General features: G+C 67.7%; 11 protein-coding genes. 3 read left to right on the top strand and 8 right to left on the bottom strand.

From position 1 onward, the window contains the following. Nucleotides 1-62 precede the first annotated feature (62 nt). Nucleotides 63-989, bottom strand: coding sequence for a Grx4 family monothiol glutaredoxin (gene grxD, locus AC5P88_RS13735; RefSeq protein ID WP_024956044.1), 927 nt, complete (start codon nucleotides 987-989; stop codon nucleotides 63-65). 59 nt (nucleotides 990-1,048) lie between these two features. Between grxD and AC5P88_RS13740 the strand changes: the two genes are divergently transcribed. Continuing rightward, entirely contained in the window at nucleotides 1,049-1,828 is a 780-nt protein-coding gene (locus tag AC5P88_RS13740) for a polysaccharide deacetylase family protein (protein ID WP_495225310.1), read from the top strand. 44 nt (nucleotides 1,829-1,872) lie between these two features. Here AC5P88_RS13740 and AC5P88_RS13745 read toward each other — a convergent pair whose 3' ends face one another. The 3 genes from AC5P88_RS13745 to AC5P88_RS13755 are packed head-to-tail and all read right to left on the bottom strand — an operon-like array spanning nucleotide 1,873 to nucleotide 4,492. Then, on the bottom strand, nucleotides 1,873-2,592 hold the full coding sequence (locus AC5P88_RS13745) for a class I SAM-dependent methyltransferase (RefSeq protein ID WP_111112419.1): 720 nt from the start codon (nucleotides 2,590-2,592) through the stop codon (nucleotides 1,873-1,875). Between the two features lie 4 nt (nucleotides 2,593-2,596). Continuing rightward, nucleotides 2,597-3,214, bottom strand: coding sequence for an SGNH/GDSL hydrolase family protein (locus AC5P88_RS13750; protein ID WP_495225311.1), 618 nt, complete (start codon nucleotides 3,212-3,214; stop codon nucleotides 2,597-2,599). A 3-nt stretch (nucleotides 3,215-3,217) separates the two neighbouring features. Further along, nucleotides 3,218-4,492 (bottom strand): pyridoxal phosphate-dependent aminotransferase, encoded by a 1,275-nt coding sequence (locus AC5P88_RS13755; RefSeq protein ID WP_005414441.1) that lies wholly within the window; start codon nucleotides 4,490-4,492, stop codon nucleotides 3,218-3,220. 114 nt (nucleotides 4,493-4,606) lie between these two features. Between AC5P88_RS13755 and rsgA the strand changes: the two genes are divergently transcribed. Further along, on the top strand, nucleotides 4,607-5,716 hold the full coding sequence (gene rsgA, locus AC5P88_RS13760; protein WP_106550726.1) for a ribosome small subunit-dependent GTPase A: 1,110 nt from the start codon (nucleotides 4,607-4,609) through the stop codon (nucleotides 5,714-5,716). 126 nt (nucleotides 5,717-5,842) lie between these two features. After that, a complete protein-coding gene (locus AC5P88_RS13765; RefSeq protein ID WP_106550725.1) occupies nucleotides 5,843-7,096 on the top strand; it encodes a flavohemoglobin expression-modulating QEGLA motif protein in 1,254 nt (417 codons plus the stop codon). A gap of 439 nt (nucleotides 7,097-7,535) precedes the next feature. Here AC5P88_RS13765 and AC5P88_RS13770 read toward each other — a convergent pair whose 3' ends face one another. The 4 genes from AC5P88_RS13770 to AC5P88_RS13785 form a co-directional block, all read right to left on the bottom strand. Next, nucleotides 7,536-9,839: a TonB-dependent receptor gene (locus tag AC5P88_RS13770; RefSeq protein ID WP_495225312.1), complete on the bottom strand. Its 2,304-nt coding sequence runs from the start codon at nucleotides 9,837-9,839 to the stop codon at nucleotides 7,536-7,538. Between the two features lie 228 nt (nucleotides 9,840-10,067). Then, nucleotides 10,068-10,808, bottom strand: coding sequence for an acetoacetyl-CoA reductase (gene phbB, locus AC5P88_RS13775; protein ID WP_005414435.1), 741 nt, complete (start codon nucleotides 10,806-10,808; stop codon nucleotides 10,068-10,070). 24 nt (nucleotides 10,809-10,832) lie between these two features. Beyond that, nucleotides 10,833-12,161 (bottom strand): CitMHS family transporter, encoded by a 1,329-nt coding sequence (locus tag AC5P88_RS13780; protein ID WP_049411738.1) that lies wholly within the window; start codon nucleotides 12,159-12,161, stop codon nucleotides 10,833-10,835. Nucleotides 12,162-12,236: 75 nt separating this feature from the next. After that, complete coding sequence (locus tag AC5P88_RS13785; RefSeq protein ID WP_495225373.1) at nucleotides 12,237-13,376, bottom strand: OprO/OprP family phosphate-selective porin; 1,140 nt, start codon at nucleotides 13,374-13,376, stop codon at nucleotides 12,237-12,239. Between the last annotated feature and the right edge of the window lie 81 nt (nucleotides 13,377-13,457).

A 13,457-nucleotide genomic window follows, 5' to 3' on the forward strand; every position in this document is an offset into this window, starting at 1 on the left:
GGGTCAGAGCCGCTTCCTGCGGAAAGGGATCCGACCCCAAGTCGACCCCATGCCGGGGCCGATCAGTACTTCGGCACGCCGTTGTCCACGTCTTCGGACCAGGCATTGATGCCGCCGGTGACGTTGAACACCTTGGTGAAGCCCAGTGCACGGAACTGCTCGGCAGCCTGTGCGCTGCGGCCGCCGTGGTGGCACATGAAGGCCAGCGCGGTGTCCTTCGGCAGGGCTTCCAGCTCCGCACGGCCGTTGCCGTCGAAGCTCCTGAACGGCACGCCGACGGCTGCGATGGCGCGCTCGTCGGCCGGGCGCACGTCCACCAGGGTGATGTTGCCGGCGCGCACCAGGTCGTCGGCATCACGCACGCTGATTTCCTGTACCGGCTTCGGCGCGTTCGGGTTGTCGATCGCCAGGCCCTTGCCGCGGATGTCGTCCACCCAGTCGATGGTGATGCCGTTGGCGCGCCGGGCGCTGGACAGGTCGAACTGCACGCGCAGGCCATTGGACTCGGCAGCGATCGCGCCTTCGTCATGCGGGGCCAGCTGGAAGTTCGGCTGGAAGCCGGCGTCGATGGTCAGCTGCAGGGCAGCGCCCGGGGCGTCGGCCAGCGCGCCCTTGAGCATTTCCACGGCGGCCGGGGTGACGGTGATGCTCGGCGGGGTGCGGTCCGGTGCGGCGAGGCCCAGCACGCTGCTCAGCTCGCCGCTGGCGGCCATCTGCAGCACGATGTCGCTGCCGCCGACCAGTTCGCCGTCGATGTACAGCTGCGGGATGGTCGGCCAGTCGCCGTAGGCCTTGATGCCTTCACGGATTTCCTGGTCGGCCAGCACGTTGACGTGGGCAAACTCGACACCGAGGTCCTGCAGCGCGCCCACGGCCTTGGCCGAGAAACCACACTGCGGCATCGACGGCTGGCCCTTCATGAACAGCACGACGCGGTTGGCGTTGAGGATGGATTCGATGCGCGAACGCAGGGCGGGATCGAGGGACATGGACGTCGGGGTTCCGGGAATTCGAATCATCAATTCTAACCCCCATGGCATCATGGGGGATGAGCAACGCAGGAACATTGCATCGCATCCCGGCCCGCCCCTGGCGCTGGCTGCCCTGGCTGGTGGCGTCGCAGCTGGCCGTGATCCTGGTCTGGGTACAGGCTGGGTGGCACTGGGGGCTGCCGCTGATGGTGGCCAGCCATGCGCTGTTCATGGTGCCGGTGTTCCTGCCCAACAGCCGTTTCTACGCGCCGGTACTGAGCCGGGTGCCGGACGCCGGCAACAGTGTCTGGCTGACGATCGATGACGGCCCCGGCCCGGAAACCCGTGCTGTGCTCGATCTGCTGGACCGCCATCAGGCGCGTGCGACCTTCTTCCTGGTGGGGGACCGTGCGCTGGCGCAGCCGGAACTGGTGGCCGAGATCCTGCGCCGTGGTCACGATCTGGGCAATCACAGTCTCAGCCACCCGCAGGCCCGCTTCTGGCGCCTGGGCCCAGCGGCGATGCGGGCCGAGATCGAAGGCTGCCAGCATGCACTGCAGGCCCTGAGCGGGCATCCGGTGCGCTGGTATCGCTCGGTGGTGGGCATGACAAACCCGTTCGTGGCGCCGGTGCTGAAGGCGCTGGGCCTGGTGCGCGTGGGCTGGAGCGCGCGCGGTTACGACGGCGTCGGCTGCACCCCGGAGGGCGTGCTGGCGCGGCTGCTGCCGGACCTGCGGCCAGGGGCCATCGTGCTGCTGCACGAGGGCGCCGCCCACGGCCACAATCTGGCGATCATCGAGCGCGTGCTGCAGGCGCTGGACGAGCGCGGCTTGAAGGCGCAGCTGCCTGACTCGTAGCACCGGGTTCTGGCCGCGTGGAGCAGCCGAGCGTGGGCTCGGCTCTACACCTCAGGGCGTTCGGCCACCAGCAGCCAGCTGTTGAACGGCGTACGCCCGTGCAGTGGCCGGGGAGCGGTCACCTGTAATCCCGCTTCGGCAAGCGTCGTCTGCAGTACCAGTGGATCGGGGTAGTGGCGCGGCCGCGTGCCCATCCAGCCGACCAGCCAGGCCAGCCGGTCCGCCACCCGCGTGGTGCGGTCGCGGCCATCGCCGGTGGCCAGCGGCGTGCGCAGCAGCATGCGGCCGCCGGGGGCCACCCGTGCACTGGCCGCGCGCAGCAGTGCCTGTTGCGGGCCCGCGTCCAGGTACTGCAGCACGTCCAGCAGCAGGACGTGCCCGGCCTGCGCCGGCAGCGGCGCCTGCACGTCCACGCAGTCGAAGCGCACGTCATGCAGCTCGACGGCGGCACGTTGCGCGCGGGCGATCTTGCCGGCGTCCACGTCCACGCCCAGGTAGCGCTGGGTGCCGCCGCGCTGGCGCAGTACATGGGCGAACAGGCCCAGCCCGCAGCCGAGGTCCAGCACCGGCTGCCCGTCGTCAGGCAGATGCTGCAGCACGCCGTCGTACAGCGGATCGCTGCCGAGCTTGCCGCGGGTGTAGTAGTAGTCGCGGCGGCTGCCCCAGGCCTGCGCCGGGCGGAACGCTTCGGCGATCAAGCGGGCCTGCGGGGCCGCCAGGGGAGCACAGGGCAGGGGCGGGCCGTTCCGTGGCGTGCCGTCCATCGCCTCAGTCCGCGCCGCCAAGCAGATGCGCGGCAACCGGTAGCGCGCGCGCGCTCCACAGCGCGTACATCCGCGCTGAAGGATGCAGGCCGTCCTCGGCGATCATCGTCGGGTCTTCGCCCTGCGCGCGGCTGATGTCGGTGATGTCGACGAAGGCCACGCCGTGCCGGGTACTGATCACCTCGGCGGCGGCATTGAACTCGTCGGTCTCGATCTCGATCGCGGCCAGGTCGCGGCCACTGCCGGCACCGAACGGGGTGGCGCCCCAATCGGGGAAGGACAGCACCAGCACGCGGCCGGCATCACCGCCGGCGAAGCCGATCGCCCGCTGCAGCAGGGCCTGGAACTGGCTGCGGTACTCGTCCAGCGGACGCCCGCGGTACTGGTTGTTGACGCCGATCAGCAGGCTGACGAAATCGAACGGGCCCTGCGGTGCAGCCGCGTCGATACCCGCATCGAGCTCGTCGGTCGTCCAGCCGGTGGTCGCAATGGTCTGCGGGTCGGCCAGCGCTACGTCCTGCGCGCGCAGCGCGGCGGCCAGCTGGTGCGGCCATCGGCCTTCGACTGCAACCGCTTCACCGATGGTGTACGAATCGCCCAGCGCCAGGTAGGACAACGCCACGGCTCAGGCCACCGAACGGCGCGGCTTCAGCGGCACGACCTTGGTCGCATCCTCGGCACGGCGCGCCAGCACACGGTCGATGCGGGCGAACACATCGCGCATCACCGAGGCTTCCGGCATCAGGGTCACGCGGAAATGATGGCGGTAGGGCACGTTGAAGCTTGAGCCCGGCACCACCAGCACACCTTCGTTGTTCATCAGGTCCAGCGCGAAATTGTGGTCGTCGAAGCCCTTGGCAGCGGCGCCGACCACGGCCGGGAACGCGTACAGCGCGCCGGCCGGCGCGACCAGCGACAGGTGCTCGCTGGCTTCGCAGGCCTCGATCACCGCGCGGCGGGTTTCATACAGGCGGCCGCCCGGCGTGCACAGCTCGGAGATGGTGTCCGGGCCGTTCACCGCCGCCTCGATGGCGTACTGGCCCGGCACGTTGGCGCACAGGCGCAGCGCGCCCAACAGGTCCAGCGCGGCGCGGAAGTCACCGAGGCGGGCATCGTCGCCGCTGAGGTGGGCCCAGCCCACGCGCCAGCCGCAGGCGCGGTGCACCTTGCTCAGGCCGCTGAAGGTCAGGCACGGATGGTCGCCGGCCAGCGGCGCGACCGGCTGGAACACCGCGTCGTCGTACAGGATCTGGTCGTAGATCTCATCGACCAGCAGCAGCAGGTTGTGGCGGCGTGCGATTTCGACCACGCGCTCCAGCAGTTCGCGCGGGTAGCTGGCGCCGCTGGGATTGTTCGGATTGATCAGCACGATGGCGCGGGTGCGCGAAGAGACCAGCGTCTCGATCTCGCTCGGGTCCGGCTGGAAGCCGTTCTCCGGCGCGCAGCGGTAGTACACCGGGCGGCCATCGTTGAGGATGGTCGAAGCCGACCACAGCGGGTAGTCGGGCGAGGGCACCAGCACTTCATCGCCCGGGTTGAGCAGCGCACGCAGCGACAGGTCGATCAGCTCGCTGACGCCGTTGCCGAGGAAGACGCGGTCCGGATGTGCATCGGGCGCGCCACGACGGGCGTAGTAGCTGGCGATGGCTTCGCGCGCCACCGGCAGGCCCTGCTGGTGGGTGTACGGGTCGGTGCGGCCCATGTCGTCGGCGATCGCGCGCTGCAGGTGCTCGGGCGCGCGGAAACCGAAAGCACCCGGATTGCCGATGTTGAGCTTGATCAGCTTGCGGCCCTGCGCCTCCAGCTCCCGGGCTCGCCGCGCCAGTTCTCCGCGGATTTCGTAGCGCACTTCGGAAAGGCGCTCGCGGATGGCCAGGGGCTTGGGCGAGTTGGTGGACATGGGAGCTGGGCCGTCAAAAGGCATGGGGCTTCCATCCTACCGGAATTGCTGCAATGCATGGCAAGGGCTCCGGGCCCGTCACTGCTGGGCTGGCAGGGCGCTGGCACAGGTAGAATGGCGGCGATGACCCAGACCCCCGATTTCATCGCCCTGCAGACCATCGGCTGGCCCTGGCCGGGCCCGCCACAGCAGGCCGACTGGCAGGCCGCGATGGCCGCGCACCCGCAGGCCCGCCCGGCACGGGTGATCGAACAGCACCGCACCCACTACGTGGTGGCCGATGGCCCGGACGCCTCGATCAAGGCCGAGTCGCTGCCCGAATGGCAGCGCCCGCGCTTCCCCAGCCATGAACGGCCGGCGGTGGGCGACTGGGTGCTGCTCGACGGCATCCGCATCGTCGCCTTGCTGCCGCGACGTACCGCGATCAAGCGCGGTGCGGCAGGCGAGCATTACCACCAGCAGGTGATCGCGGCCAACATCGATACGGTGTTCATCGTCTGTGGGCTGGATGCCGACTTCAACCCGCGCCGCATCGAGCGCTACCTGCTGCTGGTCGGCGGTGGCGGTGCCGAGCCGGTCGTGGTGCTGACCAAGGCCGACCAGACCGAGTACAGCGAAGACGCACTGGCGGTGCTGGAAGAGCTGGAGATGCAGGGTATCGCCCTGCATGCGATCAACGGCCTGGATGCCGACAGCGTTGCCGTGCTGCAACCGTGGTTGGGCCCGGGCCGCACCGTGGTGCTGGTCGGCTCCTCGGGTGCCGGCAAGTCCACGTTGACCAACACGCTGCTCGGCGAGCAGCGGATGAAGACCAACGCGGTGCGTGCCAACGATTCGCGCGGACGACACACCACCACCCATCGCGCGCTGATGCCGCTGCCGACGGGCGCCTGCCTGATCGACACCCCCGGCATGCGCGAGCTGAAGCCGACCGGTGAAGAGACGCTGTCCGAAGGTGGCTTCGCCGATATCGAAGCGCTGGCCGCACAGTGCCGCTTCAACGACTGCAAGCATCAGCAGGAACCGGGCTGTGCCGTGCGTGCAGCGATCGAAGCCGGCGAGATCGAGGAGAGCCGGCTGCTGAACTACTTCAAGCTGAAGGAAGAAGTGGCCGCCGCCGCTGCCAAGCTGGCCGTTCGCCAGGCCGAGACCGCGCAGGAGCGTGGTGGCAGGAAGGGCAAGGGCCAGCAGTTCCGCCCGGCCGGAAAGCCGCGTAGGCGGTAACAAGGCAGCCGAGCATGGGCTCGGCTCTACACTTGGTTCGCGGTGGAGTCATTCCCTGTAGCGCCCGAGCCGATGCTCGGGCGGCGGCGCACGGCGCCGGACACGGCAGGGCGCTATAGTCCGCCCATGGAACCGACCGCGACGCTGGACCGTGACGTGGCCCACCATGCAGCGCTCGACGCGCGCCTGGTCGAGGCCGTGGGAGGCATCCGCCTGCTGGGCCTGACCAGCTGGCCGGCAACGCTGCAGGCGCCGTTCCTGGAAAGCGTGGCACGTGGGCAACCAGTGCTGCCGAAGGTGGACTACCCGAGGCTCGATTTCAGCGAGGAGCGCCGCGCGCTGGCCGCGATCGCCGCCGACTGCGATGACACTCATCCGCTGGGCCACTACGTGCGGCAGTCGGCGCAGAGCTGGGACCTGGCCGCGCAGCTGCTGGAAGGGTTGGGCACGGCTGCGGTCGATACCTGTTCGGTGCAGCTGTTCGGCGCCCCAGAGCAGCCGCTGCCTGGCAATGGCCCAAGCACGCGCGAAGCGGCGCGTCACTTCATCCAGATTGCTGCCGAACTCGATCATGAACTGCTGGCGCCGGAAGAGCAGGTGCCGGTCTCGGCCATTGCCCTGCAGCTGCAGCTGCAGAATGACCTCGATGCGTTCTTCGAATCGCGCATCATCCAGGTGCAGCTCGATCCGGAGCTGGTGTCCAAGGCCGCCGCCGGCCCGACCCGCATCCGCCTGCGCACCAGCGCGCGCTTCAGTGCCTACGACCGTGCGCAGCTGTTCCACCATGAAGCGTTGGTGCATTCGCTGACCGCATTGAATGGCCGCGAACAGCCGGTGCTGCCCAGCCTGGCATTGTCGTCGCCGCGGGTGACCGCGACCCAGGAAGGGTTGGCGACGTTTGCCGAGCAGATCACTGGCAGCATCGACATCGAGCGCCTGAAGCGCATCAGCCTGCGCACCGAAGCGATCGCGATGGCCCGCGAGGGCGCCGATTTCATCGAAGTGTTCCGCTACTTCTGCGCTGCCGGGCAGAACGCCGAAGAGAGCTTTGCGTCGGCACAGCGCGTGTTCCGTGGGGTACCGCCAAGTGGCGGCCTGGCCTTCACCAAGGACACGGTGTACCTGCGCGGCCTGGTGTCGGTGCACACCTTCTTCCGCCACATGCTGGCCGAGGACCGCCTGCAGGTCTGCCGCTGGTTGTTTGCCGGCAAGATGAGCCTGACCGATGCGATCGCGTTCGCGCCACTGTTCGAAGCGGGCGTGCTGAAGCCGCCGCGCTGGCTGCCGCACTGGGTGAGCCGGGCGAATGGGCTGGCCGGCATGCTGGCGTTTTCGCTGTTCGCCAACCGGATACGGATGGACCAGCTGGCGCCGGAATGAAATGCGTTGGCGGGATGAAGCGCTGGCGCCTTGATTGATATCGCTGGGCGGCGGTGGGGCACCCTGGCCAGGACACGCCGTAAACCCATCCATGGGGGCTCGGTCGGCGCATCCATGCGCCTCACGGTCCTGGCCAGGGTGCCCCACCGCCGCCAGACAGATTCCCGCGCGGGCGGCAGCACATCACCGCGCCGAAGGGATTGCGCTTGAAAAGCAAAGAGCCGGGCAATGCCCGGCTCTTTGCTCTTGCTCTTGCTTTCCATTGCCTCCGCGCCGGCGCGGGGAATTGTCGAGCGCGGGTAGGCAGGCCCATGCAGGACCGTTGGCGCCATGGATGGCGCCATCGAGCCCCCAAGGACGGGTTTACGGCGTGTCCTGCATGGGCTGCCTACCCGCGCCATGCAGGAATACTCAATGCGCCGCAGCGCCTGCTTCTGACTTAGAACTCCGCCGCCACCGTCATGAACAGCTGTCGCGGCGCGCTGGCATGGATCGCATAGCGCGTGCCCTTCGGATCGGTCGGTGCGAACGAGCTCAGCTGGCCCGCATAGCGCTTGTTGGTCAGGTTGGTCGCATTCAACGACACCCGCACGTTGCGCAGGCCCAGGCCCGGGCCGAAGTCGTAGCCCGCACCGGCGTCGAAGGTGGTCACGCCCGGCACCGACTGGTCGTTGGTGTAGGTGTAGTAGCGCTTGCCGGTGTACTTGGCACGCAGGCTGGCGAAGAAGCCGTCGCGGTTCCAGCTGATCTCGCTGGAGGCCATGCGCTGCGGCGTATCCACCGTGATCTTGCCGGCCACCGGCACGATCGCGCCGCCCGAGGTGTAGTCATCCTCGTAGGTGGTCTTGTTCCAGGACAGCGCGTTGTACCACTGCAGGCCGTCGATCGGCTTGAGGATGAAGGTCAGCTCCGCGCCGTGGCTCTTCACCGAACCGACGTTGATGAAGCGCGTCACGCACTCCGGACGCGTGCCGACTTCGATGCTCGAGCACGGGTTCAGCGACAGCAGGCGGTTGTCGAACTTCACGTTGTAGGCGGCGATCGAGGCCTGGTACTTCTCGCCGAAGGTACGGAAGCCGGCTTCAAGGCTCTTGGACTTCTCCGGCTCCAGGCCGGCACTGGCCGCGAACGATTCCGGCGACACCTGCAACGGGCCACCGCTGCCGCCACCGACGAAGGCGGCGATGTTCTCGGCGTACGAGGCGAACAACTCGTTGTTGGCGTTGAGCTTGAAGCCCAGGCCCACCTGCGGCAGCACCGACTTCTTGGCGGTCAGCGTGCCCGAGGCGATGCTGGTTTCCACGCCCGGCTGGGCGGTGGCGCGCATGCGGGTGTTCGGGCTCTTGATGCCGACATCAACGGTCAGGCGCTGGTCGAGGAAGCGCATGCGGTCCTGCACGTAGAACTGGCGCGTGCGGATGTCGAAGTCCTGGTTGAACAGCAGGCGGTCCGGGTTCTTCAGGTACAGGTCGTCCAGGAACGGGCCGCTGATGTAGTAGAAGTTGCGCGACACGTTATGGTCGTTCTGCTCGTACCACAGGCCGGCTTCCAGTTCGTGGATGCCCACCGTCCACGACAGCGCGGCGGTCAGGCCATCGCGGTTGATCGTGTAGTTGGTGCTGCGGATGGAGATCGGCAGCATCTTGTCGGTGCCCGGGTAGGACGGCTGGCCCGGTGCCCACCAGTGGCCCTGGCCACGGTTGTCATGGTGATAGGCCAGCAGCTTCAGGCGGCCCTGCTCACCGAGGCGCAGGTCGGCGTCGACCGAGTACAGGTTGTCGTCACGCAGCGCGCGGCTCTGGTAGTAGGCATCGTCGATGCTGTTGACGCCGCCGCTGAACTTGCAGCGTGCCTTGTTGTAGGTGCCCGGTGCGCAGTACGCGGCAGCGACGGCGCGATCCCAGTCCGGCGCATAGATGTTCCAGTCGTAGCCCAGGCCACGTGCCAGCATGTCCTTGGACAGGTAGGCGTAGTTGGCCTGGCTGGCGCGCGAGGTGGCCACGAACGCGCCGAAGCGGTGGTCGCCGACATTCCACACCGCCTTGGCGTTGAACTGGCGCGTGGTCTGGTTCTGGTACGGCGCGGCCCACATGTCCTGGTCCTGGTGCACGCCGGACACGTAGGCCGAGAAACCGTTGATGTCGCCGGTATCCACGCGCAGGTAGCCACGGCGCTGGCTGTCGTCGCCAACGGTGACGCTGGCGCGGCCGCCGAATTCGGTGGACGGGTCCATCGAGAAGTACTGGATGGTGCCACCCAGGTTGCTGGTCGAGGCCACGCCCAGCGAACCGATGCCCTGCGACAGCTCTGCGCCGGCCAGGTTCTCGGCGATGATCGCGCGGGCGATGCTCAGGCCGTTGTAGTTGCCGTAGCTGTTGTCACCCAGCGGGATGCCGTCCAGCGTATAGCCGAGGCGGCTCTTGTCGAAGCCGCGCAGGCTGATGGTCTGCGATTCCTCGTTGGCACCGAAGGCGTCGTTGGACTGCACCGACACGCCCGGCAGGCGGTCGAGGATCTTCTGGCCGCTGGTGCCCGGCGGCAGCACCTGCTTGTCGACTACGGTGATGCGCTGCACCTGGCGGGTCTCGCCCTGGCCGATCACGGAGACGGTATCCAGCGTCTGCGCGCTCAGCGCGGCATCGGTGCTGGCGTTGGCGCCGGTATCGGCGGCGGTGGCGGCATGTGCGCTGGCGGCGGCGGAGAGCGCGATCGCCACGGCGATCGTCAGGTGTCGGGTCTGCATGGTGGTCCGTTGCATTGGGGGTGGTCACCGGCACGCGTGCGCGGTGCATGGCCACTATGCGAACGGAACATGAAACCTTCTTTACGAAAAACCAACGAACGATGCAGGGCACCGGCGCAGGTCCGGCAGCCGGATGAAAAAAGGGGCCGGATCACCCTCGCAAGCGAAGGTTCACCGGCCCCGCGCACTCCGTGGGGGAGGCGGTCCACGCGTCGCGTGGAGACGGGCTCAACCCATGTACAGGCCACCATTGACGGCGTAGTCAGCACCGGTCACATACGAGGCTTCATCCGACGCCAGCCATGCGCACAGGCCGGCCACTTCCTCGGGACGGCCCAGGCGGCGCACCGGTACCGAGGCCGCCAGCCGGTCCAGCACATCCGGCGGGAAGCTGCTGATCGCCTGGCTGGCGATGTAGCCCGGCGACAGCGTGTTGACGGTGACGCCGCGCGACGCAACCTCGGCAGCCAGTGCACGGCTGAAACCATGCATCGCAGCCTTGGCGGTGGCGTAGTTCACCTGGCCGATCTGGCCCTTGTGGGCGCTGACCGAACCGATGTTGATGATGCGGCCCCAGCCGCGCGTGGCCATTCCATCGACCACCTGCTTGGTCAGGTTGAACAGCGCATTGAGGTTGGAGGCGATCACCGCGTTCCAGTCTTCCACCGTCATCTGCCGGAACAGCAGGTCGCGGCTGCCGCCGGAGTTGTTGACCAGCACGTCCACCTCACCGACTTCGGCGCGGACCTTGGCGAACGCGGCACTGGTCGAAGCCCAGTCGGTGGCGTTGCCTTCGGAGGCGATGAAGTCGAAGCCCTGTTCGCGCTGCTCGCGCAGCCAGTTGGCCTTGCGCGGCGAGTTCGGCGCGCAGCCGGCAACCACGGTGTGGCCGCTGCGGGCCAGGCTCTGGCAGATGGCAGTGCCGACACTGCCCATTCCACTGGTGACGTAAGCGATTCGAAGCGTCATTGCAGAAGGCTCCTTGGCAAAGGGTCAGGCGGCGAGGGGATACAGGCCGAACAGCAGGCTGCCGATCATCAGCAGCATCGAGATGGCGATGGCCCACTTCAGGGTGAACTTCTGGTGGTCGGCGAATTCGACCTTGGCCAGGCCCACCAGCAGGTAGGTGGATGGCACCAGCGGGCTGAGCAGGTGCACCGGCTGCCCGGCCAGCGAGGCGCGCGCCATTTCCACCGGGGTGATGCCGTAGTTGCTGGCCGCCTCGGACAGGATCGGCAGCACGCCGAAGTAGAAGGCGTCGTTGGACATGAAGAAGGTGAACGGCATCGATGCCACGGCGGTGATCACCGCCAGGTACGGGCCCCACGATTCCGGAATCACGGCCAGGAAGCTGTGCGACATCGCCTCCACCATGCCGGTGTTGTTGAGGATGCCGGTGAAGATGCCTGCGGCGAAGATCAGCGACACCACCGACAGCACGTTGCCGGCGTGGTTGACCACGCGGCGGCGCTGTTCGGCCAGGTTCGGGTAGTTGATCACCAGCGCGATGGCGAAGCCGACCATGAACAGCACCGGCATCGGCAGCACGCCGATGATCAGCGCGGTCATCAGCGCCACGGTCAGCGCCAGGTTCACCCACAGCAGCTTCGGGCGCTTGATGTCTTCGGCGTCTTCCACGGTAGGCAGTGCATTGCTGTCGTCGGACACGCTGTTGTCCATCCAGCTGCCGCCCTTGGGCAGGGTCACCACGCCGAGGCGGCGGCGCTCCTTCAGGCCCAGGTACCAGGCCAGCAGCAGCACGCCGGCACAGGCGATCACCATCGACGGGATCAGCGGCACGAACACATCGGCCGGATCCACGTGCAGCGCGGTGGCCGCACGTGCGGTCGGGCCGCCCCACGGGGTCAGGTTCATCACGCCGCCGGCCAGGATGGTCACGCAGGTCATGTTCAGCGCGTTCATCCCGAGGCGCTGGTACAGCGGCAGCATCGCCGAGACAGTGATCATGTAGGTGGTCGAGCCGTCGCCGTCCAGCGAGATCAGCATCGCCAGCACCGCGGTGCCGAGCACGATCTTCATCGGATCGCCCTTGACGAAGCGCAGGATCACCCGCACCAGCGGATCGAACAGGCCGGCATCGATCATCACGCCGAAGTACAGGATGGCGAACATCAGCATCACGCCGGTCGGCGCGATCTTCTTGATGCCTTCCAGCATCATCTCGTCGATGCCGGCGCCGAAGCCGCCGATCAGCGCGAACAGAATGGGAATGGTGATCAGGGCCACCAGCGGCGACAGCCGCTTGCTCATGATCAAGTACATGAACGTAATGACCATGCCAAAGCCGAGGATGCTCAGCATCATCTGCGGACTCCTTGCGAATACAGGACGTGGGGGAGTGGAAGGGGCCCGGGCGGCATGCCCGGGAATCCGGGCTTAGAAGTCGTACTGCAGGCGGCCGGTGACCGCGCGCGTGCGGTCCACCGTCACCCCTGCAAGGCGGTCGCGGTTGCGGCTTTCGATCACGTTGAGCATGAAGCGCAGGTTGTCGCGCAGGTACCAGTTGCCACCCAGCGTCCACGCCTCGGTGCTGCCGCGGCGCAGGTCCGGCGCACCATCGAGATGCTGCGCGCCCCACATCTGGTCGTAGCGCAGCGCCACTTCGAACGCGCCGGCCTTGTGGCGGATATCCTTCACCCGCGCGAAGCGGCCGGTCTTGCGGTCGTAGGCGCGGCTTTCGCCGGTGACGAACCAGCTGACCATGCCGTAGGCGGCCATCACGTCGCCGCGCTGTGAACCGTCATCGAAGGTGGCGCCACTGAACTCGCCCTGCCACGACAACGGGCCGCGCACCTGGGCGTACTCCAGCGACCACTTGTTGACGTCGGTATCGCGGCCGGCGGAGAAGTCGACCAGGGTCAGGCGGCTTTCATCGGACAGATGGCCGGCCGGGCGCGGACGGATCTTCAGGCCCGGAACGCCGTTCGCGCCAGGGTTGTCATAGGCCTCGCGGGCCAGCGACAGGCCCAGGTGCAGCACGTTGCCATCGGCGGGCGAGGGCGCCCAGGTGACACGGCCACCGGCAGCACGCCCCTTCACCTGCCAGGCGTCGATGCTTTCCAGGCTGTAGATGCTGGCGGCCCAGGTGAAGTCACCCGGATTGGCCTGCCACGACGCGCCCAGGCGGTACAGCGGCGCCAGCGTGGTGCCGGCATTGCCGCGCTCCAGGAAGCTGCCGTAGTTGGAACTGGTGCGGTCATCCAGCGAGAAGTACTGCTTGAACTGGCCGACGGTGAGCTTGCCGGCCTTGCCGAAGCTGCGCGCCAGGTACACGTCCTTGGCCTCGACGCGGTCGCCGGAGAAATCGGCCTCCAGCTTGTAGTCGACCACGAAGAACTTGCCGGACACGTCAACCCACGCACGGCGGATTTCGGTGTCGTCCTTGTTCGGGGTGCCGCGGTTGTCGTTGTCGAAGGTGGCGAAGTCCAGGTGCAGGCGGCCACCGAGGGTGGCGGTGACCGGACGGTCGTCTTCGGCAGCGAAGGCCGGCGCCGACAAGGCAGCCAGCGCCATCATGGCGGCAGGACGCCGCCAGGCAAACGTGAATTCCACAAACCCTCCCAGGTGCGCGCCAGGCGCGCGGCAATCGTGGGCACC

Source organism: Stenotrophomonas sp. YJH_SMC_8 (genome assembly GCF_059371315.1).